Source organism: Burkholderia sp. E168m22 (assembly GCF_001319805.1).
GTDB lineage: Bacteria > Pseudomonadota > Gammaproteobacteria > Burkholderiales > Burkholderiaceae > Burkholderia > Burkholderia orbicola.
This window is the reverse complement of sequence record NZ_BBSK01000015.1, coordinates 1-23,096: the sequence shown is the minus strand read 5'-3', so window position 1 is coordinate 23,096 and position 23,096 is coordinate 1. Positions and strand designations below refer to the sequence as shown.

21 protein-coding genes are annotated in these 23,096 nt (G+C 69.4%); 8 read left to right on the top strand and 13 right to left on the bottom strand.

Annotated elements, in window-relative coordinates:
- Positions 1-164: 164 nt before the first annotated feature.
- From iolC to AP428_RS04295, 5 genes are all read left to right on the top strand, one after another.
- On the top strand, positions 165-2,120 hold the full coding sequence (gene iolC, locus AP428_RS04315) for a 5-dehydro-2-deoxygluconokinase (RefSeq protein WP_054927645.1): 1,956 nt from the start codon (positions 165-167) through the stop codon (positions 2,118-2,120).
- A 46-nt stretch (positions 2,121-2,166) separates the two neighbouring features.
- Entirely contained in the window at positions 2,167-4,050 is a 1,884-nt protein-coding gene (gene iolD, locus AP428_RS04310; protein WP_054927644.1) for a 3D-(3,5/4)-trihydroxycyclohexane-1,2-dione acylhydrolase (decyclizing), read from the top strand.
- Positions 4,051-4,110: 60 nt separating this feature from the next.
- Complete coding sequence (iolE, locus tag AP428_RS04305; protein ID WP_054927643.1) at positions 4,111-5,040, top strand: myo-inosose-2 dehydratase; 930 nt, start codon at positions 4,111-4,113, stop codon at positions 5,038-5,040.
- 56 nt (positions 5,041-5,096) lie between these two features.
- On the top strand, positions 5,097-5,915 hold the full coding sequence (iolB, locus tag AP428_RS04300; protein WP_054927642.1) for a 5-deoxy-glucuronate isomerase: 819 nt from the start codon (positions 5,097-5,099) through the stop codon (positions 5,913-5,915).
- Between the two features lie 125 nt (positions 5,916-6,040).
- Positions 6,041-6,535, top strand: coding sequence for a heme-degrading domain-containing protein (locus AP428_RS04295; RefSeq protein ID WP_054927641.1), 495 nt, complete (start codon positions 6,041-6,043; stop codon positions 6,533-6,535).
- A gap of 47 nt (positions 6,536-6,582) precedes the next feature.
- Here the strand turns inward: AP428_RS04295 and AP428_RS04290 are convergent, their stop codons facing one another.
- The 8 genes from AP428_RS04290 to AP428_RS04255 all read right to left on the bottom strand — a co-directional run bounded on the left by AP428_RS04290 (position 6,583) and on the right by AP428_RS04255 (position 13,668).
- Positions 6,583-7,329: a glucose 1-dehydrogenase gene (locus tag AP428_RS04290; RefSeq protein WP_027807887.1), complete on the bottom strand. Its 747-nt coding sequence runs from the start codon at positions 7,327-7,329 to the stop codon at positions 6,583-6,585.
- A 184-nt stretch (positions 7,330-7,513) separates the two neighbouring features.
- The gene (locus AP428_RS04285; RefSeq protein ID WP_054927640.1) at positions 7,514-8,218 is read right to left on the bottom strand and encodes an ABC transporter ATP-binding protein; all 705 of its coding nucleotides are present in this window, start codon (positions 8,216-8,218) and stop codon (positions 7,514-7,516) included.
- Positions 8,215-8,967 (bottom strand): ABC transporter ATP-binding protein, encoded by a 753-nt coding sequence (locus AP428_RS04280; protein ID WP_054927639.1) that lies wholly within the window; start codon positions 8,965-8,967, stop codon positions 8,215-8,217. Before AP428_RS04280 ends, AP428_RS04285 begins: the two co-directional genes overlap by 4 nt.
- Positions 8,964-10,193, bottom strand: coding sequence for a branched-chain amino acid ABC transporter permease (locus AP428_RS04275; protein WP_054927638.1), 1,230 nt, complete (start codon positions 10,191-10,193; stop codon positions 8,964-8,966). The genes AP428_RS04280 and AP428_RS04275 overlap by 4 nt, the downstream gene beginning before the upstream one ends.
- Positions 10,186-11,121: a branched-chain amino acid ABC transporter permease gene (locus tag AP428_RS04270; RefSeq protein ID WP_053523989.1), complete on the bottom strand. Its 936-nt coding sequence runs from the start codon at positions 11,119-11,121 to the stop codon at positions 10,186-10,188. Before AP428_RS04270 ends, AP428_RS04275 begins: the two co-directional genes overlap by 8 nt.
- 9 nt (positions 11,122-11,130) lie before the next feature.
- Positions 11,131-11,568: a thioesterase family protein gene (locus tag AP428_RS04265; protein ID WP_027787751.1), complete on the bottom strand. Its 438-nt coding sequence runs from the start codon at positions 11,566-11,568 to the stop codon at positions 11,131-11,133.
- A 157-nt stretch (positions 11,569-11,725) separates the two neighbouring features.
- Positions 11,726-12,262, bottom strand: coding sequence for an NUDIX domain-containing protein (locus AP428_RS04260; protein ID WP_027814093.1), 537 nt, complete (start codon positions 12,260-12,262; stop codon positions 11,726-11,728).
- A gap of 122 nt (positions 12,263-12,384) precedes the next feature.
- Positions 12,385-13,668, bottom strand: a complete 1,284-nt coding sequence (locus tag AP428_RS04255; protein WP_054927663.1) for a YbfB/YjiJ family MFS transporter — start codon at positions 13,666-13,668, stop codon at positions 12,385-12,387.
- A 123-nt stretch (positions 13,669-13,791) separates the two neighbouring features.
- On the opposite strand from AP428_RS04255, the gene AP428_RS04250 reads away from it, so the two are divergent.
- Positions 13,792-14,706 (top strand): LysR family transcriptional regulator, encoded by a 915-nt coding sequence (locus AP428_RS04250; protein ID WP_054927637.1) that lies wholly within the window; start codon positions 13,792-13,794, stop codon positions 14,704-14,706.
- Positions 14,707-14,853: 147 nt separating this feature from the next.
- On the opposite strand, the gene alaS is transcribed toward AP428_RS04250, so the two are convergent.
- Positions 14,854-17,478 (bottom strand): alanine--tRNA ligase, encoded by a 2,625-nt coding sequence (gene alaS, locus AP428_RS04245; RefSeq protein WP_054927636.1) that lies wholly within the window; start codon positions 17,476-17,478, stop codon positions 14,854-14,856.
- Positions 17,479-17,732: 254 nt separating this feature from the next.
- Here alaS and AP428_RS04240 point away from each other — a divergent pair, with 254 nt between their 5' ends.
- A complete protein-coding gene (locus AP428_RS04240; RefSeq protein WP_054927635.1) occupies positions 17,733-18,953 on the top strand; it encodes a CaiB/BaiF CoA-transferase family protein in 1,221 nt (406 codons plus the stop codon).
- 95 nt (positions 18,954-19,048) lie between these two features.
- Here the strand turns inward: AP428_RS04240 and AP428_RS04235 are convergent, their stop codons facing one another.
- Complete coding sequence (locus AP428_RS04235) at positions 19,049-19,597, bottom strand: alpha/beta hydrolase (protein ID WP_054927634.1); 549 nt, start codon at positions 19,595-19,597, stop codon at positions 19,049-19,051.
- A gap of 195 nt (positions 19,598-19,792) precedes the next feature.
- Complete coding sequence (locus AP428_RS04230) at positions 19,793-20,002, bottom strand: ornithine acetyltransferase (protein ID WP_006476248.1); 210 nt, start codon at positions 20,000-20,002, stop codon at positions 19,793-19,795.
- Between the two features lie 254 nt (positions 20,003-20,256).
- On the opposite strand from AP428_RS04230, the gene AP428_RS04225 reads away from it, so the two are divergent.
- A complete protein-coding gene (locus tag AP428_RS04225; RefSeq protein WP_054927633.1) occupies positions 20,257-21,966 on the top strand; it encodes a glutamine--tRNA ligase/YqeY domain fusion protein in 1,710 nt (569 codons plus the stop codon).
- A 138-nt stretch (positions 21,967-22,104) separates the two neighbouring features.
- Here AP428_RS04225 and AP428_RS04220 read toward each other — a convergent pair whose 3' ends face one another.
- Both AP428_RS04220 and AP428_RS04215 read right to left on the bottom strand, forming a co-directional pair.
- A complete protein-coding gene (locus tag AP428_RS04220) occupies positions 22,105-22,575 on the bottom strand; it encodes an NUDIX hydrolase (protein ID WP_054927662.1) in 471 nt (156 codons plus the stop codon).
- An 11-nt stretch (positions 22,576-22,586) separates the two neighbouring features.
- Positions 22,587-22,973 carry a hypothetical protein gene (locus tag AP428_RS04215; RefSeq protein WP_053523994.1) on the bottom strand — a complete coding sequence of 129 codons (387 nt, stop codon included), beginning with the start codon at positions 22,971-22,973 and terminating at the stop codon, positions 22,587-22,589.
- Between the last annotated feature and the right edge of the window lie 123 nt (positions 22,974-23,096).

Genomic DNA, 23,096 nt, shown 5'->3' with positions numbered 1-23,096 from the left:
CCTAGGGAACTGTATTTCCAAAAAGTCTAGACTCCGTTCCGTAGCCCGACTCCCGGTGGCAGGCAGCCTCGTGTCGTGCGGCATAGGCCGCGGACAGTCGCCACTGGATCGGTCCCCTAATCTGCCGGCAGCGCCGAACGCCGGCCGCGAGCGTGACACGTGATATGAGCCTGCTGAACTTTCCGAGTGACCGCCCCATCGATCTCGCCTGCCTCGGCCGCGTGGCCGTGGATCTCTATGCGCAGCAGTACGGCAGCCGCCTCGAGGATGCGCGCAGCTTCCAGATGTATCTCGGCGGCTCGTCGGGCAACGTCGCGTTCGGCGTCGCGCGGCTCGGGTTGAAGACCGCGATGATTTCGCGCGTCGGCGACGAGCAGATGGGCCGCTTCCTGCGCGAGACGCTCGAGCGCGAAGGCTGCGACACGAGCCAGTTGCAGACCGACCGCGAGCGCCTCACCGCGCTGGTGCTGCTCGGGCTGAAGGATCGCGATACGTTCCCGCTGCTGTTCGTGCGCGAGAACTGCGCGGACATGGCCGTGCGCGCCGACGAGATCAGCGAGGATTTCATCGCCGGTTGCCGCGCACTGGCGATCACCGGCACGCATCTGTCGACGCCGGGCACGCGCGAGGCGTCGCTGACTGCGCTCGGCTATGCGCGCCGCCACGGCGCGGTCCGCATCCTCGACATCGACTACCGGCCGGTGCTGTGGGGGTTGACCGCGCGCGGCGCCGGCGAAAACCGCTACGTGCCCGACGCGCAGGTGACGCGGCAACTGCAGCAGGTACTCGGCGAATTCGACCTGCTGGTCGGCACCGAGGAGGAATTCCTGATCGCGGGCGGTGTGCCGCATGACCTGATCGGGTCGTTGCAGGCGGTGCGCGCGATCACGAATGCGACGCTGGTCGTCAAGCGCGGCGCGCTCGGCTGCTGCGTGATCGAAGGCGACATTCCGGCCGGCATCGACGCTGCGCCGACCTTTCTCGGCGAGCGCGTCGAAGTGCTCAACGTGCTCGGCGCGGGCGATGCGTTCCTGTCCGGCCTGCTGTCGGGGCTGCTGCGCGGGCGCGACTGGGCCGAATCGACGCGCATCGCGAACGCGTGCGGCGCGATCGTCGTGTCGCGCCATGCGTGCTCGGCCGCAATGCCGACGCCGGCCGAACTCGCGCACTGGTTCGACGGCAGCCGCAATCCGCAGGTCGACGCCGACCGCACGCTCGCGCACCTGCATCGCGTGACGGTGCCACGCCGCGAATGGGACGACCTGTGCGTGATGGCGTTCGACCATCGCAGCCAGTTCTACGAGCTGGCGGTGCAGGCCGGCGCGGACGAAGCGCGGATCAAGACGCTGAAGCGCCTGCTGGTGCGTGCGGTCGAACAGGTCGAGCGCGATCGCGGCATCGCCGGCCACGTCGGCGTGCTGATCGACGGTGGCGCGTACGGCAGCGACGCGCTCGCGTCGGCCACCGGGCGCGGCTGGTGGGTCGGCCGCCCGGTCGAGCTGCCCGGCTCGCGGCCGCTGCGCTTCGACGACACGCGCTCGGTCGGCTCGTCGCTCACGCACTGGCCGACCGAACAGGTCGTGAAGTGCCTCGTCCACTATCACCCCGACGACCCTGTCGACCTGCGCGTCGAGCAGGAGCAGCGCGTGCTGGAACTGTGGGAAGCCACGCGCGCGAGCGGCAACGAGCTGCTGCTGGAAATGATTCCGCCGCGCGCGGTCACGCCGGCCGGCACCGAAGACGACGCGGTGCTGCGCACGATCGCGCGCTTCTACAACCTCGGCGTGAAGCCCGAATGGTGGAAGCTCACGCCGCTCACCGCCGACGGCTGGGCGCGGCTCGCCGCGCTGATCGCCGAGCGCGACCCGCATTGCCGCGGCGCGGTGATCCTCGGGCTGAACCAGCCGCTGCAATACCTCGTCGACAGCTTCCGCTCGGCGACCAACCCGATCGTCAAGGGCTTCATGGTCGGGCGCACGCTGTGGGCCGATGCGTCGCTGAACTGGTTCGCGGGCCGGATCGACGATCAGGCGCTGATCGACGAAGTGGCCGGCAACTTCACGCAACTGGTCGACGCGTGGCTGGGCCGACGTACCGCCGCGCGCGCCGCCGCGGCCTGATGCCCGTGTTCGTGACGATCACCCGACTTCTCTCTATCGACCGACGATGACCACCACCGTAAGACTGACCGTCAGCCAGGCGCTCGTGCGCTACCTGGCCGCCCTGCGCGCCGAAGTCGTCCAGCCCGACGGCCGCACCGAGATCCTGCCGTACTGCGGCGGCGTGTTCGCGATCTTCGGCCACGGCAACGTGGCCGGGCTCGGCGAAGCGCTCCATGCGGAGAAAGACCGGCTGCCGACGTTTCGCGCACACAACGAGCAAGGGATGGCCAACGCGGCCATCGCGTTCGCGAAGGCGAATTTCCGCCAGCGGATGATGGCCGCGACGTCGAGCATCGGCCCCGGCGCCACCAACATGCTGACCTCCGCCGCGCTCGCGCACGTCGGTCGCCTGCCGCTGCTGCTGCTGCCCGGCGACGTGTTCGTGTCGCGGCTGCCCGACCCCGTGTTGCAGCAGGTCGAGGATTTCGAACAGGGCGACGTCAGCGCGAACGACTGCTTCCGGCCCGTCACGCGCTACTTCGACCGCATCACGTCGCCCGAGCAATTGCTCGTTGCGCTGCCGCGCGCGATCCAGGTAATGACCGATCCCGCGCAATGCGGGCCCGTGTGTCTCGCGCTGCCGCAGGACGTGCAGACCTTCGCGTACGACTGGCCCGAGGATTTCTTCGCGCCGCCGCTGATCCGGATGCGCCGGCCGCCGGCCGACGCGCTCGAACTCGCCGATGCGCTCGACGTGCTGAAGGCCGCGAAGAAGCCGCTGATCGTCGCCGGCGGCGGCGTGCTGTACAGCCAGGCGTGGGATGCGCTGCGCACGTTCGCCGACACGCATGGCGTGCCGGTCGCCGAATCGCAGGCCGGCAAGGGCAGCCTTGCGTGGGATCACCCGCTGAACCTCGGCTCGATCGGCGTGACGGGCTCGCCCGCCGCGAACCGCGCGGCCGCGCAGGCCGACGTCGTGTTCGCGGTCGGCACGCGGCTGCAGGATTTCACGACCGGCTCGCACGCGCTCTACGGCGACGCGACGCTACTGAGCCTGAACGTGCAGCCGTTCGACGCGGGCAAGAAGCGCGGCCGCCAACTGGTGGCCGATGCGCGCACCGGCCTCGGGCAACTGTCGGCCGCGCTGGCCGGCTGGCGCGCCGATCCGGCGTGGACCGCCGCGAACCGCGACCAGGCTGCCGCGTGGAACGCGCGCGTGACGGACCTGACCACCCGGATTCCGAAGGACACGCTGCCGTACGACGCGGAAGTGATCGGCGCGGTGCGCGACTCCGCAGCCGACGCGGGGCGCGACAGCGCGCGCGACGATCTCGTCGTCTGCGCGGCCGGCACGCTGCCGGCCGAACTGCACAAACTGTGGCGCAGCGGCGTGCCGGGCAACTACCACATGGACTATGCGTACTCGTGCATGGGCTACGAGGTCGCGGGCGGCCTCGGCGCGAAGCTCGCGCGGCCCGAGCGCGAAGTGATCGTGATCGTCGGCGACGGCTCGTACATGATGCTCAACGCCGAACTCGCGACCTCCGTGATGCTCGGCCGCAAGATCATCGTCGTGATCCTCGACAACCGCGGCTACGGCTGCATCGAGCGGCTGCAACTCAATTGCGGCGGCGCGAGCTTCAACAACATGCTCGACGACTGCGTGCCCGAAGGCGGCGAACGCTCGACGATCGACTTCGCGATGCATGCACGCTCGATGGGCGCCGAGGCCGTGCACGTGCGCGACGTCGGCGAGCTGCGCCACGAAATGAAGCGCGCGCGTGCGGCGACGACCAGCCAGGTGCTCGTGATCGACACCACGCACCAGCGCACGACCGACGACGGCGGCGCGTGGTGGGAAGTCGCGGTGCCGCAGGTGTCCGAACGCGCCGGCGTCGTGGACGCACACCGCGCGTATCTCGACGCGAAAAACCGCCAGCGGCGCTGATCCGCTCACCTTTTCCATCGGCCGCGCCGAGACAACACCATTCGAACCAGGAAACCCGTCATGAGCTGGAACGTCCGCATCGGTATCAATCCTCTGTCGTGGATGAACGACGACCTGCCGTCGCTCGGCGGCGAGACGCCGCTGGAAACGGCACTCAAGGAAGGCGCTGAAATCGGCTATGCGGGCTTCGAGCTCGGCAACAAGTTCCCGAAGACGGGCCCCGAACTGAAAGCGAAGCTCGCCGAATTCGGGCTCGTGTGCGTGTCGGGCTGGTATTCGGGCTTCCTCGCGGAGCTCGCGCCGGGCATGACCGATGCCGATGCGGTCGCCGCCGAAATCGAGCGCTGCCGCGCGCACATGACGAAGCTGCAGTACAACGACGTGAAAGTCGTCGTGTACGGCGAATGCGCGGGCACGATCCAGGGCAACATCGACACGCCGGTCGCGAAGCGGCCGCGTTTCGTCGACGACGAAGCCTGGCGGCGCTATGCGGCGCGCCTCGATGCATTCGGCGCGCACCTTGTCGACACGTACGGGATCAAGCTCGCCTACCATCACCACATGGGCGCGTACGTCGAGTCGCCGGACGACGTCGACCGGCTGATGGCGCTGACCGATCCGGCGAAGGTGTTCCTGCTGTTCGACACGGGCCACGCATATTTCGGCGGCGCGGCCGACCCGGTCGCGCTGCTGAAGAAGCACGTGTCGCGCGTCGCGCACGTGCATTGCAAGGACGTGCGGCCGCAGGTCGTCAACCAGGCGCGCAACGACGGCTGGAGCTTCCTGAACGGCGTGATCAACGGCACCTTCACGGTGCCGGGCGACGGCGCGCTCGACTACGACGCGACGCTGCGCACGCTGAAGGATGCCGGCTACGAAGGCTGGCTCGTCGTCGAGGCCGAGCAGGACCCGGCCGTCGCGCCGAGCTATGCGTATGCGAAGAAAGGCTACGAGTCGCTGCGCGCGATCGTCGACCGGTTGAGCGCGTAAGCCGGCACGAAGGCGCGTAAGCGCTCGAGCCCTACCCTATTGCGGAGACCCATTTCATGACGATTTCTCCCCTGCTGATCAAGGCATCCGCCGACCGCGAGATCTGTAACGTCACGCCCGAATCGGCCGGCTGGAAGCACGTCGGCTTTCGCGCGCTGCGCCTGAAGGCTGGCGATACCGAAACGGTCGACACCGGCACGCGCGAACTGTGCGTCGTCGTGCTGACCGGCACGGTGCGCGCCGAAGTCGACGGCGAAACCTACGATGCACTCGGCAAGCGCGACAGCGTGTTCGAGGACGTATCGCCGGACGCGCTGTACGTACCGGGCGGCAAGCGCGTCACGCTGGTCGCGACGCGCGATGCGGAAGTCGCGCTGTGCACCGCGCCGTACGCGAGCGGCGACAAGCGCGTGCTGCGCCTCGACGGCGAGCGGATGCGCCGCTCGGTGCGCGGGCAAGGCACCAACACGCGCTACGTGTGTGACATCCTGATGGGCGACAATCCGGCCGCCGACCGGCTGCTCGTCGTCGAAGTCGTCACGCCGGCCAGCCATTCGAGCAGCTATCCACCGCACAAGCACGACCGCGACGCGGCGCCCGACGAGACGTCGCTCGAGGAAACCTATTACCACCGGATCGATCCGCCGCAGGGTTTCGCGTTCCAGCGCGTGTACACCGACGATCGCAGCCTCGACGAGGCCTGCGCGGTCGAGAACCATGACGTCGTGATGGTGCCGCGCGGCTATCACCCGGTGGTCGCGCCTCACGGCTACAACCTGTACTACCTGAACGTGATGGCGGGCCCGAGCCGCGCGTGGGCGTTCAAGAACGATCCCGCGCACGAATGGATGCTCGATGCGGCGCCGAAACGTTGAAGTGCTGAAGAAGTGCTGACGTGCTGAAACGCCGAAGCACTGAATGGAACACGGGCCCGCGCGCGGCCCGCGACGATGCGACGCCCGGCACGCGCGGACCGCGCCGGCAACGCTACGGAGCCTCCATGGTGACGCCCCCCTTTCGCCTCGCACCCCACGCCTTCGACGACGACGCGTCGAACCCGGCGCTGCCGCACTTCAATGCGGCCGTCGCGCGTCGAATGGGCGAAATCGCAGTCAACCTCGCGTCGCGACGCGGGCTACCGATCGCGGTCGGCATCGTCGGCGGGCATGCACCGCTGTTCTACTGCGCGCTCGACGGCAGCGGCGCGCATGACGGCGATGCGATCCGCCGCCGGCAGAACACGGTGCTGCGTTTCGGCCAGAGTTCGCTCGCGGTCGGCGCATGCTTTCGACGCGCCGGCTGGTCGCTGCGCTCGCAAGGCCTGTCGGACGACGACTATGCGCTCGACGGCGGCGGCGTGCCGTTGCGGCTCGCCGGCGCCGGCATCGTCGGCGCGATGACGATCGCGGGGCTCGGTTCCGAAGCCAATCACGCGCTCGTCGTCGAATGCCTGCGCTGGCACGTCGGCGCGAACGCGCTGGCGATGAGCGCGTAGCGGCGCGAACGGCGCACACGCACCGTTCGCATGGACTGCGCGGATGCTCAGCGCAGCCCGCCGCTCGCGACGAGACGCTCGCCGGTCAGCCAGCGTGCATCGTCCGACGCGAGAAACACGGCGACCGACGCGATGTCGTTCGGCTCGCCGAGCCGGCCGAGCGGCGTCTGGCTACGCACCTGTGCGTCCATATCGGAACCGATGATGCCCGCGCTGTGCGTGCCTTCGGTCACGACCATCCCCGGGTTGATCGCGTTCACGCGGATCTTGCGCGGGCCGAGTTCGAGCGCGAGCACGCCGGTGATCGCGTCGACCGCGCCCTTCGTGCCGCTGTACACGGCGCTGGCCGGCGGCGTGATGCTGGTCACCACCGAGCTGATGTTGATGATGCTCGCGCCTTCGCCGAGATGCTTGACCGCGGCCTGCGTGGTCAGCAACACGCCGAACACGTTCGTGTCGAACTGCCGGCGGTAGTGTTCCTCGGTGATCGCTTCGATCGGTGCGAATTCGTACACGCCGGAGTTGTTGACGAGCACGTCGAGACGGCCATACGTGTCGATCGCGGTATCGACGATGCGCTGCGCATCGGCGGCCTTCGACACGTCGCCGCCGACCGCGACCGCGCGGCCGCCCGCTTCGGTGATCGCGCTCACGACCGCGTCCGCACCCGCCTTGCTGCTCGCGTAGTTGACGACGACCGCCGCGCCTTCGTCGGCCAGTGCCTTCGCGATTGCCGCGCCGATGCCCTTGGATGCGCCCGTGACGATCGCGACCTTGCCTGTCAGCTTGCTCATGATTTCATTCCTCAGTCCGAAGACGTTCGATGGATGGTGCCGGTTGCCGCGACGATGCGTTGACGCGTCGACGCGTTGTGATGGCGACCGGCCTGACTGGCAATGTACGTTGCGGCACCGCAGCGATAAAGCGGCTCGATGCGAATTGACTGGCGGAGTTTGCCGAACAATCGACCGGGCGCGGTCAGCCGGCGCTCAACCACGCATCGGCGACCTCGCCGCCCAGCCCGTCGAGCGCGCCGTCGTAGACGATCCGTCCGCGCCCCATCACCGCGACGCGCCGCGCGAGCCGCGGCGCGAGCTGCAGACGCTGCTCGATCAGCACGATCGCGACGCCATCGGCCTGCAGCGCGGCGAGGCATGCGCCGACTTCGTCGACCGCGAGCGGCGCAAGCCCCTCGGCCGGCTCGTCGACGATCAGCACGCGCGGGCGGCCGGCGAGTGCGCGCACCAGCGCGAGCACCTGCTGCTCGCCGCCCGACAGCCGCCCGGCTTTCACGTCCGCGCGCGCGGCCAGCAGCGGAAAACGCTCGAACAGACGATCGAGCGCCGTGCGTTCGGCGGCGCCGCTCGCGCCGCGCAAACCGAGCCGCAGGTTGTCGCGCACGCTCAGCAGCGGAAACACGTCGCGGCTTTCAGCCACGTAAGCAACGCCGCGCCGCGCGATCTCGAACGTGCGCGCACCCGCGCATTCGGCGCCGGCGATGCGCACCGAGCCGGCCGTGCGTACGAGCCCCATCACGGCCTTCGCGAGTGTCGAGCGTCCCGAGCCGTTGCGGCCGAGCAGCGCGAGCGTCTCGCCCGGCGCGAGCGCGAGATCGACGCCGTCGAGCACGGGCTGCCTCCCGTACCACGCGCGCAGCCCGCGAATGTCGAGCACGGCGTTCATGCCGCGCCCTCGCCCAGGTACGCGGCACGCACGCTCGGATCGGCGCGGATCGCATCGGGCGCGCCGGTCGCGACCACCGCGCCGCGCACGAGCACCGTGATGCGTTCGGCGAAACCGAACACCGCGTCCATGTCGTGCTCGATCATCAGCACCGTGCGGCCCTGCGTCGTCGCACGGATCAGCGCGATCATCCGCGCCGCCTGCGCGCGGCTCATGCCGGCCGTCGGCTCGTCGAGCAGCAGCGTACGTGCACCGCTCGCGAGCGCGATCCCGAGATCGAGCGCGCGTTGCTCCGCGTAGCTCAATTCACCGGCCGGCGTGTCGCGCCGCGCGTCGAGGCCGATGTCGTACAGCACGCGCGCGGCCGCGAGATCGATCGACGCCGATTCGCGCAGCCGGGTCCACCAGCGCCGCCGCTCGGCCGGCGCATGCAGCGCCGCGCAGCGCAGGTTGTCGAATACGCTGAGGCGCGCGAATGCGCTCGTCTGCTGGAAACTGCGGCCGATGCCGAGGCGGCTCGCGACGACCGGCCCGCGCCCACGCAGCTCGACGCCGTGCAGCATGACGCGCCCGCGCGTCGGACGCGTCGCCCCGGCGATCACGCCGAACAGCGTCGACTTGCCCGCGCCGTTCGGCCCGATCAGCGCGTGGCGCTCACCGGCCGCGATGCTCAGATCGACGCCGTCGAGCACGGTCTGCGCGCCTAAGCGCTGCACCACGCCGTGCAGCGCGATCGCGTTGCCGTTCATCGTGCGTCCTCCTGCGTGGCGACCGCCGCGCCGTGCCCGAGCCGCGCGCGCCAGCCCCACAGCAGCGTGCCGATGCCGGCCGCCGAAGCCGCGACGGCCCAGCCGACCGGCGTATCGGCGTCGATGCCCCATGCGCCGAACGCGAGGCCCGTGCCGTCGTCCTGCGCGAAGCGCCACGCATACCCAAGCTCGGCCGCGCAGACGATCGCGACGCCCCAGAACACGCACGCACCGATCGCGCACAGCACCCGCCAGCGCTCGATCGCCGGTACATCGCGCCGCAATGCATGCGCGAGCGCCCGCGCGATGCCGGCGATCCCGCCCGGCGCGGCCACGACGACCGCGACGAACAACACGCCCAGATACAGCGCCCACGCACGCGACACGCCCGCGACGCCGATACTCAGCGCGGTCAGCACGGCCGCGCCGGCCGCCGGCCCGAAGAACGCACCGGTGCCGCCGATCACCGCGGCGATCAGCACGGTCGCCGAGCGCGCCATCGACACGCTGTCGGGCGTCGCGAGTTCGACGTCGATCAGCGTCAGCGTGCCGGCGACGCCGGCGAAGAACGATGCGCAGGTGACCATCGCGAGCCGCACGCGGCGCGGATCGGTGCCGAGCGCCGCGACGCGCGCCGGGTTGTCGCGCACCGCGTTCGCGAGCCGCGCGAGCGGCGTGCGCGTCAGCACATGCATGGCCGCCGCCGACACGACGCACCACGCGGCGATCACCGCATACGCGTGGGCCGGCGCGCCGAAATACCCGTTGCCCCACGGCGCGCCGCTCGCCCGGTCGATCGGCACGCCGCCGATCCCGCCGAACCACGCGGGCACGCTCCACGCGGCCGCCGCGACGCATTCGCCGAGCCCGAGCGTGATCATCGCGAACGCGGTGCCGGAGCGGCGCGTCGCCAGCAGCCCGGCGACGAACCCGAAGCCCGCGCCGGCCATGCCGCCGACGAGCGGCAACAGCGGCAGCGGGCCGCCGATGTGGTTGAACCAGTGGGCGGCCGCGAACGCGCCGAGGCCTGCGAACGCCGCGTGCCCGAACGACAGCAGCCCGGTCGTGCCGAGCTGCAGGTTGTAAGACAGCGCGAGCACGACGAGTGCGGCCGTCTGCGCGAGATAGCCGAGCACCGCGCCATGCGGCCACAGCCACGCGGGCAGCGCGACGCACGCGGCAAACAGCGCCCAGCGCACGCATCCGGCCAGTGCACGGCTACGCATCGACACGCTCGCCGAACAATCCGCGCGGCCGCGCGACCAGCACCGCGACGAGCAGCAGGTACGGCACCAGCGGCGCCAGTTGCGCGATCGACACCGCTGCCACGCTGTCGGGCAGCGCGATGCCCGTCCATCGCGCGAGGTCGCGCAGCGACGTGTCGCTCGCGGCCGCGAAAGTCTGCGCGAAGCCGACCGCGAGCGACGCGACGAACGCACCGCCGAGCGAGCCGAGCCCGCCGATCACGACCACCGCGAACACGACCGACCCGACCGTCTCGGCGAGCGCCGGTTCGATCACCGCGAGCGGCGCGCCGATCACGCCGGCCAGCGCCGCGAGCGCGGTGCCCGCGCCGAACAGCGCCGTCATCACGCGCGGCACGTCGTAGCCGAGCGCCTCGACCGCCGCGCGATGCGTAAGCGCCGCGCGCACGACGAGCCCGATGCGCGACGCACGCAGCAGCACGCCGAGCGCGACCAGCATCGTCGTGGACATCGCCATCATGAACAGCCGGTAGCGCGGCAAAGCGAGACCGAACACGGTCACGGGCGCGCCGTCGAACAGCGGCGGCACCGGCGCCGGCAGCGGCGCGAGGCCCCACACGAGTTTCGCGCCCTCGCCGATCAGGTATGCAAGACCGAAGGTCAGCAGCAGTTCGCTCGTATGGCCGCGCGCCTGCACGCGGCGCAGCAGCGCGCGTTCGCAGCCGGCGCCGAGCAGCCCGACCGCCAGCGGCGCGAGCACGAGCGCGGGCCAGAAGCCCGCCCAGGCCGCGATGCTGTAGCCGACGTACGCACCGAGCATGTAGAAACTCGCATGCGCGAAGTTGAGCACACCCTGCACGCTGAAGATCAGCGTGAGGCCGGCCGACAGCATGAACAGCAGCAAGCCGTAGCTGAGGCCGTTGAAGGCCTGGAGCGCGAACGCGTGCACCGCGTCCGGTCAGGCGGCGAGCGGTTCGAGCGCGGCGCGCAGCGCGTCGGGCAGCGGCACCGGGCGGCGCGTGCCGCGATCGACGTATACGTGCACGAAATGCCCCTGCGCGGCGGGCGACGCATCGCCTTGCGCGAACAGCCCGACTTCGTAGCGCACGCTCGACGTGCCGAGCTTCACGACGCGCAGCCCCGCGTCGACCGATTGCGGGAACACGAGCGGCGCGAAGTAGTTGCACTGCGTCTCGACGACGAGCCCGATCGTCTGCCCGTGCTCGACGTCGAGCACGCCCGCGCGGATCAGGTACTCGTTCACGACGGTGTCGAAGTAGCTGTAGTAGACGACGTTGTTCACGTGCCCGTAGACGTCGTTGTCCATCCAGCGGGTCGTGATCGGCAGGAAGTGGCGATAGGCGTCGCGCGGACGCGGCTGCGGCTTGTCGGACATGGCGATGGCGCTCAGGACGATGGAAGCGATGAGGATGGTGAAGACGATGGGAACGACGCGCGGCGGCCGAAGCACGCGGCGCGCCGGCAGGCAACGCGGCGCCGCGTCGCGATCGCGCGCGGCACGGCGGACGACACGCCGCGGGCAGGCCGGCGCGTCACTGCCCCGGCCGGTCGACGAATTCGAAATCGAGGCCGCGCGCGCGCATCCAGTCGGCGAGCGCGACTCCTGTGCCGGCACGCCACGGGCGCAGCAGCGGCGGATCGACGAGCTTGTATTCGAGCAGTTCCGGCGACAGCGACACCGTGCCCGACGCCCGCACGTGGTACGCGATGATCAGTTCGTTCTTGCGGATGAATTCGTACACACCGACGAGCGACACGTGCTCGGCCTTCAGCGCGGTTTCCTCGAACACCTCGCGGGCGATGCCGTCCTCGGGCGTCTCGCCGTTTTCGAGGAAGCCGGTGATCAGCGCGAACATCCCTTCGGGCCACGCGGCGTTGCGCGCGAGCAGGATCTTGCCGTCGAGTTCAACGATCGCGGCGACGACCGGCAGCGGGTTATTCCAGTGCACGTAGCCGCAGGTGTCGTCGGGGCAGGCCTGGCGGACGCGGCCGCCTTCATGGTCGGGATCGGAACGCTCGGTCAGCGGGCTCGCGCAGCGCGGGCAAAAGCGGTAGTCGGCGGTGGTCATCGATGGGGATCTGGCGAGCGCCGGGCATCGGCCTGCAGGCCGCGTCGGACACCCGCTCGGCGCGGGAAAGGCTTCATTCTAGCGAGTTTGCCCGCGCCCGAGACGATCCGGCCCCACCGGCGTCAGGGCAACCTGCGCCTGTGTGCGGCGGTCGCCGCGAAGCCGGCGGCGCCGAGCAGCAGCGCGGCCACCGCGACCCACAGCGCGGGTGTGAACGACCCGAAGCGCGCGGCCAGCGGCGCCGCGACGAGCGGCCCGAGGATCTGCCCGACGCCGTACGACGCGGTCGCATAGCCCATCAGCCCGGCTGCGCGCTCGCCGTGCAGACGCCTTGCCTCGCGCATCGCGAACAGCGTGATCGCGGTGAACGGCAGGCCGAGCAGCGCGCTGCCGATCGAGAAACCGGCCGCGTTCGGCCACACGATCCCGGCCGCGATGCCGAGCGCCTGCGTCGCGCAGCCGGCCGCCAGCAGCAGCCGGTTGTCCCAGTGCCCGGGCAGCCGCGCGGCGGTGATCGCGCCGACGATCAGCGCGGCGCCGAACATCGGCCAGAACAGGTCAGGCCACGGCGAGGCGGCCGGCAGCGCGGCGCGCGCGATCACCGGCAGGAACGTCGCGGTGATGATGTAGCCGAAGCCCGGTGCGCCGTAGAGCACGACGAGCCACGCGGCGTCCGCGCGATGGCGTCGCGTGTCGGCCCGCGCCGTCGGGGTGGCGGGCGCGACGGTGGCCGCATGCGGCGCGGCGGCCGGCGGTGTTGTGGCCTGCGCGCGTGTCGGGGTCGGAGTCCGTTCGGGAGCCGGCGCCGTACCGAACGTGCGCCAGATCGCAACCGACAGGAGGGCCGACAACGCCGCGAAACCGAGCCAGCCCACCGCCGCGCGCTGGCCGGCCAGCGCACTGCCAATCAGCCCCGTCACCACGATGCCGACGCCCGGCCCCGCGTAGATCACCCCGCTCCATTCGGGCGCAGCCAGCTCGGCCAGACGCCGCAACCCCCATTGCGACACGAACACGAACGTCCATGCACTGACGACGCCTGCGACGAAGCGCACGACGAGCCACACCAGCAACAGGTGGCCGACGCCCATCGCGGCGGTCAGCAGCACGGTCGCGACGAGCCCGAAGCGCACCATTCGCGCCGGCGCAACGCGCAGCGCCGCGCAACTGACCGCGCCGACGAAGTAGCCCGCGTAATTCGCCGACGCAAGCCAGCTGCCACCTTTCAGCCCGATCGAGCCGTCCGCGAGCATCAGCGGCAACAGCGGCGTGAACGCGAAACGGCCGACGCCGAGCACGACGGCCAGGCCGACCATGCAGGCGAGCGCGGCCGCGCGGGCACGGCGGTCGGCCTGGTCGGACGAAAGCACGCGGGCGGCGGCGGTCAGGGCATCGAAGCGGGACATGGCGGCATGGACCGGCGCGTCGCGCGCCGGCCGGATCGGAAATCGGAATGGGTCCATCCTAGCTTGACCAACCATTCTCGAAAAATGAATAATTCAGAATCGACTCATCCCTCGGAGAGAATCATGGACCTGGCGGCGCTGGCGATTTTCCGGGCGGTCGTGCGCGAAAACGGTGTGACGCGCGCGGCGGCCAAGCTCAATCGCGTGCAGTCGAACGTCACGACGCGCATCAAGCAGCTGGAGGAGGAACTCGGCGCGGCGCTGTTCGTGCGCGACGGCCGCCGGCTCGTACTGACCCCGGCCGGGCAGACGCTGCTGCCGTATGCGGAGCGCCTGCTCGCGCTCGCCGACGAGGCGCGCGACGCGGTGCGCGAGGACACACCGCGCGGCCGGCTGCGGCTCGGCACGATGGAAAGCACGGCCGCGAGCCGGCTGCCGACCCTCCTCGCGCGCTACCACCATGCGTGGCCCGACGTGTCGCTCGAACTGCTGACGGGCACGACGGGCTGCCTGATCGACCGCGTGCGCGACTTCGAGATCGACGCCGCGCTGTTCGCGCGGCCGCCCGAACCGGACACGCTGCCCGACACGTTCGAGACAATGCCGATCTTCCGCGAGGATCTCGTGCTGCTCACGCCGCGCGGCCATCCGCCGGTGCGCACGCCGCGCGACGTGATCCTGCCGACGCTGATCGCGTTCGAGCGCGGCTGCGCGTATCGCAAGTACGTCGAACGGTGGTACGCGGCGCACGGCGTGAAGCCGGCCCGGGTGCTCGAACTCGGCTCGTATCACGCGATCGTCGCGTGCGTCGCGGCCGGCGCGGGCGTCGCGGTCGCGCCACGTTCGGTGCTCGATCTGCAACCGGAGACCGGCAACATCGCCGCGCACACGATTCCCGAACTCGAAGGCATCGACACGCTGCTCGGGTGGCGGCGCGGCTATGCGTCGGCGGCGCTCGCCGCGCTGCGCGATGCGCTCACCGACGCCGCGCGGCAGCCTGGGGACATGACGACGCCAACGGTGACCGTGCCGGCCTGACCCGTATGCGCGCGCCGCCGCATCGATCGACGCGCATGGACTGCACAAACGAAACGACCCGACCGGCGCCTGCCGATCGGGTCGTTTTTCGATTCACGCGATGCCGTCAGGGCGACGGCATCGCATCGGTCGTGCAACGCTCAGGGATCAGAGCCGTTCTTCGACCCAGCCCTTCACGCCGGCCAGCGCGCCCGGCAGGTTCGCCGGCTCGGTGCCGCCCGCCTGCGCCATGTCCGGACGGCCGCCGCCCTTGCCGCCCACTTGCTGCGCGACGAAGTTCACGAGCTCGCCGGCCTTGACCTTCTTGCTCGCGTCCGGCGTGACGCCCGCGATCAGGCTGACCTTGCCGCCTTCGACGGCCGCCAGCACGATCGCCGCGCTCTTCAGCTTGTCCTTCAGCTTGTCGACCGTTTCGCGCAGCGTCTTCGCATCGGCGCCGTCGAGCGTCGCGGCCAGCACGTACACGCCCGCCACTTCGACGGCCTGCTGCGCGAGCTCGTCGCCCTGGCTCGACGCGAGCTTCGACTTCAGCGCGCCCAGTTCCTTCTCGAGCGACTTCACCTGCTCCTGCACCTGCGCGATGCGCTGCGTGAGTTCCGACGGCTGCGCCTTCAGCGCGGCCGCGGCTTCGTTCACGCGTGCGTCGAGCTCCTGCACGTAGCGCACCGCGTTGTCGCCGGTGATCGCCTCGACGCGGCGGATGCCGGCCGCGACGCCGCCTTCGACGACGATCTTGAACAGGCCGATGTCGCCGGTGCGGTGCACGTGCGTGCCGCCGCACAGTTCGCGCGAGAAGCCGAGGTCGAGCACGCGCACTTCATCGCCGTACTTCTCGCCGAACAGCGCCATCGCGCCGCCCTTCACCGCTTCGTCGTACGGCATCACGCGCACGATGCCCGGCGCGTTGGCGAGGATCTCGTTGTTGACGATTTGCTCGACGCGACGGATTTCGTCGTCGGTCATCGGTGCGTTGTGCGCGAAGTCGAAGCGGGTCTTGTCCGCGTCGACGAGCGAACCCTTCTGCTGCACGTGCGCGCCGAGCACTTCGCGCAGCGCCTTGTGCATCAGGTGGGTGGCCGAGTGGTTGCGCTGCGTGCGGGCGCGGCGGTGCGCGTCGATTTCCGCGCGCAGCACGTCGCCGACCTTCAGCGTGCCCTGCTCCAGCGTGCCGTGATGGCCGATCACGTCGGCCTGCACCTTCAGCGTGTCGGCCACCGCGAAGCGCGTCGCGGCGTTCGCGAGCACGCCCTGGTCGCCGACCTGGCCGCCCGATTCCGCATAGAACGGGGTGTGGTCGAGCACGACGACCGCGTCCTGGCCGGCCTTCACCTCGTTGACGGCCGAGCCGTCGACGTACAGCGCGACGACCTTCGCGTCGTCGAACGCGATTTCCTCGTAACCGTGGAAGGTGGTCTTCGCGCCCGAGTATTCGAGGCCCTGCGTCGCCTTGAACTTGCCGGCCGCGCGCGCCTGCTCGCGCTGACGCGCCATCGCGTCGTCGAAGGCCGGCTCGTCGACCGTCATCCCGCGCTCGCGGCACACGTCGGCCGTCAGGTCCAGCGGAAAGCCATACGTGTCGTGCAGCTTGAACGCGAGTTCGCCGTCGAGCACCTTGCCGCCCTTCGCCTCGACCTCCGCCAGCGCGGCTTCGAGGATCGACATCCCGTGCTCGATCGTTTCGAAGAAGCGCTCTTCTTCCTGGCGCAGCACGTCGGTCACGCGCTGTTCGGCTTCCTTCAGCTCCGGATAGGCGGTGCCCATCTCGGCGACGAGGTCGGCCACCAGCTTGTGGAAAAACGCGCCCTTGCGGCCGAGCTTGTAACCGTGGCGGATCGCGCGGCGCACGATCCGGCGCAGCACGTAGCCGCGGCCTTCGTTGCCGGGGATCACGCCGTCGACGATCAGGAACGAGCACGCACGGATGTGATCGGCGATCACCTTCAGTGAGTTGTTCGTGAGGTCGCTGATCTCGGTCACGCGCGCGGCGGCCTTGATCAGGTTCTGGAACAGGTCGATCTCGTAGTTGCTGTGCACGTGCTGCAGCACCGCGGCGAGACGCTCGAGGCCCATGCCGGTGTCGACCGACTGCTTCGGCAGGCGCGTCATGTTGCCCTGCGCGTCGCGGTTGAACTGCATGAACACGAGGTTCCAGATCTCGATGTAGCGGTCGCCGTCTTCTTCAGGCGACCCCGGCGGGCCGCCCCACACGTCCGGGCCGTGGTCGTAGAAGATTTCGGTACACGGGCCGCACGGGCCGGTGTCGCCCATCGTCCAGAAGTTGTCGGATGCGTAACGCGCGCCCTTGTTGTCGCCGATCCGGATGATCCGCTCGGTCGGCACGCCGACTTCCTTCGCCCAGATGTCGTAGGCCTCGTCGTCTTCCTGGTAGACGGTCACCCACAGCTTGTCCTTCGGCAGCTGGTAGACCGTGGTCAGCAGCTCCCACGCGAACTTGATCGCGTCGTGCTTGAAGTAGTCGCCGAACGAGAAGTTGCCGAGCATCTCGAAGAACGTGTGGTGGCGCGCCGTGTAGCCGACGTTCTCGAGGTCGTTGTGCTTGCCGCCCGCGCGCACGCTGCGCTGCGCCGTCGTGGCGCGCGAGTACGGGCGCGGGTCCGTGCCGAGGAAGACGTCCTTGAACTGGACCATGCCCGAGTTCGTGAACATCAGCGTGGGGTCGTTACCGGGCACGAGGCTCGACGAGCGGACGATCGTGTGGCCCTTCGATTCGAAGAATTTGAGGAATTTCTCGCGGATTTCGGCAGCTTTCATGGCGTGCGGGGACAGTCTGGCAAAGACGGCTTCAAACGCCGCCGCCCCAGGCGGGGCGCGCGGCGGCATGGATTCGGAAACGATCGATTATACGGGATCGGGGCCGGCTTCCGGGCAAAGCGCCGGCAAGGCGGCTCGGCCATCCGGACGAGCCGCCTGGGCCACCCGCGCGGCCGATTCGCCTTAAGATGCTCGGCATGCCAATCGGCCTTGCCCGACAACGCAGGCCCGCCATGAAAGGAGACGATTCGACGATGGGTGCCCTGAGCCATATCCGCGTGCTGGACCTGACCCGCGTGCTCGCGGGCCCGTGGTGCGCGCAGACCCTTGCCGATTTCGGCGCGGACGTGATCAAGGTCGAGCGCCCGGGCGCCGGCGACGACACGCGCCACTGGGGGCCGCCGTACCTGAAGGACGCGGACGGCGCGGATACCGCCGAGGCCGCGTACTACCTCGCGGCGAACCGCAACAAGCGCTCGGTGACGATCGACATCGCGACGCCCGAGGGGCAGCAGATCGTGCGCGAGCTCGCCGCGCAGAGCGACGTCGTGCTCGAAAACTACAAGGTCGGCCAGTTGAGGAAATACGGGCTCGACTATGAAGCGCTGCGCGCGGTGAAGCCCGATCTCGTCTACTGCTCGGTCACCGGCTTCGGCCAGACCGGCCCGTACGCGCACCGCGCGGGCTACGACTTCATCGTGCAGGGGATCGGCGGCTTCATGAGCATCACCGGCGAACGCGACGGCGAGCCGGGCGGCGGCCCGCAGAAGGCCGGCGTCGCGATCGCCGATCTCGCGACCGGCCTCTATTCGACGATCGCCGTGCTCGCCGCGCTCGCGCACCGCGACCGCACGGGCGAAGGCCAGTACATCGACATGGCGCTGCTCGACGTGCAGGTCGCGCTGCTCGCGAACATGAACACCAACTTCCTCGCGAGCGGCAAGCCGCCGGTGCGCTGGGGCAACGCGCATCCGAACATCGTGCCGTACCAGACGTTCCAGACGCGCGACGGCTGGATCATCGTCGCGGTCGGCAACGACGGGCAGTTCCGCAAGTTCGTCGAGGCCGGCGGGCGGCCCGAGCTGGCCGACGACGAGCGCTTCGCGACGAACCCGTCGCGCGTGCGTCACCGCGACACGCTGGTGCCGATCCTCGCGGAGATGGTGAAGGCGCGCGGCAAGGCCGACTGGATCGGCGCGCTCGAAGCGGCCGGCGTGCCGTGCGGGCCGATCAACGATCTCGACGAGGTGTTCGACAACGAGCAGGTGGTCGCGCGCGGGATGCAGGTGTCGCTGCCGCACCCGTGCGGCGCGGACGTGAAGCTCGTGCGCAACCCGATCCGGATGAGCGCGACGCCGCCGGACGCGCGCACGGCCCCGCCGCTACTCGGCGCGCAGACGGAAGACGTGCTGCGCGACATGCTCGGCTACGACGACGTGCGGATCGCCGCGTTGAAGGCGAAACAGGCGATCTGACGCGATTCGGGTGACGGCATCGCGGCGGCTGCGAGCGCACGTGGCGTGCAACGACGGGATTACACGGCCGCGCCCCGCGCACGACAGCAGGCTGACTAACGCCCGAGTGCGTCGAGCCAGCCGCGCGCTTGCGGCCAGTCGCCGAGCCCGCTGTCCGCGTTGATGTGGCCGCGCGGGCCGAGGTCATGGAACGTGCTGCCCCACGCGTTCGCGCAGCCGCGTGCGAACGCGAGCGAACCGTACGGATCGTCGCTGCTCGCGACGACACAGGTGGGAAACGGCAGCCGCTCGTGGGGCACCGGGCCGAAGCCGTGTGCCTCTGCCGGAAACACCGGCCCGGCGGGATCGGGCAACGCGACGAGCAGCGCACCGCGCACTTTCGCGAGCGCGGCCGGGCGTGCATAGCGGGTCGCCCACCAGGCGGTGGTCAGCGTGCCGAGGCTGTGGCCGGCGATCAGCACGGGCCCGCGCGCGGCTTCGACCGCCCGGTCGAGCGCGAGACACCAGCCATTACGGAATGCGCGGTGCCAGTCAGGCATCGCGACCCGCGAGAAGCGCGCATCCGCGCGCTCCCAGCGGCTTTGCCAGTGGAGCGGGCCCGAATTGGCATAGCCCGGCAGGACGAAAACGACGGGGTCGGTCATGGAAGGATTCGTCGACGAATGGAATCGTGTTGTAGCGTCGACGCAGTGTCGCACACCCGCCTCTCCCTGATGGTGCCTGTCAAAATCCGGGGGATGTGCGTGACCTTCGAGCGGGTCGTGACGCGCTCAGGCAGGCGTCACGACCGGCCGGCATGCAGTGGCGCCCGCGTCGCGGGCGCCAGCCGGCGTGGCAGATCAGCGTACGCCGGCGCCGACCAGGCCGCCTGCCGCCGCGCCGGCCACCGTGCCGATCGGGCCGCCCGTGATCAGGTAGCCGAGCGCGCCGCCCGCGGCCGCCCCAATACCGGCGTTACGCTGCGTATGTGTCATCGCGCATGCGCCGAGTTGCGACAGGGCCGCGACGATTACCGCGGTACGAACGAGAAAAGTGGTCTTCTTCATCATGATTATTGGCTTCCTCCCGCCAGGCAAAAATTGCGAATGGCGGCATTGAATCGGTAAAGCGATCATAGGAAAACCCGAACGGTGCCGGCAATCCGATTTACGTCGTGTTACAGCCGACACACACTCGATATATTGCGAAACACCTCGCGAACCGACGGCAGCCGACCGGCAGGCCGCGCGGGACGGACCCCGGTCAGGTAGAATTACAGGATTAAACCGGCGCGACGCGCCGACACAACCCTGACGCCAACCGCATGAGCACCGAACGCAACGACGCCCCCGCGGCTTCCAATTTCATCCGCAACATCATCGACGACGACAACCGCACCGGCAAATGGGGCGGCCGCGTCGAAACGCGCTTCCCGCCCGAGCCGAACGGCTATCTGCACATCGGTCACGCGAAGAGCATCTGCCTGAACTTCAGCGTCGCGCGCGACTACGGCGGCGTGTGCCACCTGCGCTTCGACGACACGAACCCGGAAAAGGAAAGCGTCGAATACGTCGACTCGATCGTCGACGCGGTGCGCTGGCTCGGCTTCGACTGGCGCAAGGACGCGGTCGATCATCAGTATTTCGCGAGCGACTACTACGACAAGCTGTACGAATTCGCCGAGCTGCTGATCCAGCGCGGCAAGGCGTACGTCGACAGCCAGAGCGCCGACGAAATGCGCGCGAACCGCGGTTCGCTGACCGAAGGCGGCAAGCCGTCGCCGTTCCGTGATCGCACGCCGGCAGAAAACCTCGACCTGTTCCGCCGCATGAAGGCCGGCGAGTTCAAGGAAGGCGAGCACGTGCTGCGCGCGAAGATCGACATGGCGTCGCCGAACATGAACATGCGCGACCCGGTGATCTACCGGATCCGCTACGCGCACCATTACCGCACCGGCGACGCATGGTGCGTGTATCCGATGTACGACTACACGCACTGCATCTCGGATGCGCTCGAAGGCATCACGCATTCGCTGTGCACGCTCGAATTCGAGGATCACCGCCCGCTGTACGACTGGGTGCTGAACGAACTCGCGGAAGCCGGCGTGTTCACGCGCCCGCTGCCGCAACAGATCGAATTCTCGCGGCTGAACCTCACGTACGCGATCACCAGCAAGCGCAAGCTGCTGCAGCTCGTCACCGAAGGCCATGTCGACGGCTGGGACGACCCGCGGATGCCGACGATCGTCGGCGTGCGCCGCCGCGGCTTCACGCCGGAAAGCATTCACCTGTTCTGCGAACGGATCGGTGTGACGAAGATCGATTCGTGGATCGACATGAGCATCTTCGAAGGCGCGCTGCGCGACGACCTCGACGACAAGGCCGCGCGTACGGTCGCGGTGCTCGATCCGCTGAAGCTCGTGATCGACAACTATCCGGAAGACCTCGAGGAAGCCTGCACGGCGCCCGTGCATCCGCACCATCCGGACCGCGGCGTGCGCACGTTCCCGATCTCGCGCGAGCTGTGGATCGAGCGCGAGGACTTCGTCGAGAATCCGCCGAAGGGTTATTTCCGGCTGTTCCCGGGCAACAAGGTGCGCCTGCGCTACGGCTACGTGATCGAGTGCACGGGCTTCGACAAGGACGCCGACGGCAACGTGACGGCCGTGCACTGCAACTACTTCCCGGACAGCAAGTCGGGCACCGAAGGCGCGAACACGTACAAGGTCAAGGGCAACATCCACTGGGTCAGCGCGAAGCACGCGCAGCCGGCCGAAGTGCGGATCTACGACCGCCTGTTCAAGGAGCCGCACCCGGACGCGGGCGGCGCGAACTTCCTCGAGGCGCTGAACCCCGATTCGAAGAAGATCGTGCAGGCGTACGTCGAGCCGGGCAACGGCGACGTCGCGCCGGAAACGCGCCTGCAGTTCGAGCGCCACGGCTACTTTGTTGCAGACCGTGTCGATTCGAAGCCGGGCAAGCCGGTGTTCAACCGGATCGTCGGGCTGCGCGACAGCTGGGGCAAGCCGGCCTGACGGCCTGCTGCACGCGGCGGCGTGCGGCTTCGCAAGCCGCCCCGCTGCCTGCCCATGAAAAAAACCGGCTCGAGGGCCGGTTTTTTTATCGGCGTGCGCCGAAGGACGGATGGCCGCAGCGACAGCCGCGGCGCTCATTCACGCGCCCGACAACCGCCGATGCAGCTCCGCCAGCGACAGCTTCGTGCGAAACAGCCGCGCGAGACTGCGGCTCGCATAGGCGTCGATGTCGCCCGGCACGGTCCAGCGATACGCATCCATCTCGGGAATCATCGAGCCGTCGCGACGGCTCGGAAACAGCGACGTACACGTACACCGCGCGGGATCGATCTCGCCTTCGGCCACCTGCACCGCGAACAGGTGCAGGTCCTTGTCGTGCCGGTACGCGAAGCGGCCGAGATCGAGCAAGCGCGCCGGCGCGAACTCGATGCCGGTTTCCTCGAGCAGTTCGCGCAGCGCGGCGTCGGCCGGCGTCTCGCCCGGTTCGCCCTGCCCCTTCGGGATGTCCCAGTGCGTGGTGTCCGTCGCGTGCGCGAGGAACACGCGGCCGGCCGTATCGAGGATCACGACGCCGCACGACACCGTGCGCGGCGCGCCGCCCCGCTTCATCATGCGCGTGCTCAGCGCTTCTGCAGCTGCCACTTGCCCGCGGCCGTCTTGCAGTAGACGGGCTTGAGCGTCATCGTCTGACCCTTCGCGGTGATTTCGGTCGCGATTTCGCGGCAGGTCTTGCCGTCCGTCTCGGTCGTGCTCGGCGTGAGCTTCGCGTCGATCTGCGTGCCGCGGCCGTTGCTCTGCCACGTCGTGGTTTCGCCGTCCTTGCCTTCGTCGCGCGCCTGCACGACCGCCTTGGAGAGCGACGCGCGGTCGGTCTTGCTGAAATAGCTGATCGGCGTGTCGTTCAGGAAGTTCAGGTTGTTCTGCGCATGGGCGGGCAGCATCGCGGCTGCGCACGCGGCGCCGGCCAGCACACGCGTGACGATGGAAAGGGATGCACGCATCGACATGTTTTTCTCCTTGGATGTTCGATCGAACGGCGTGGCGCATGCCGGAGGGCCGGCCCCCGGTCCGCCGGCATGCGCCACGCCCGTCAGCGAGCGAGCATAGCATGCGTGCTACCGTGAATGCCT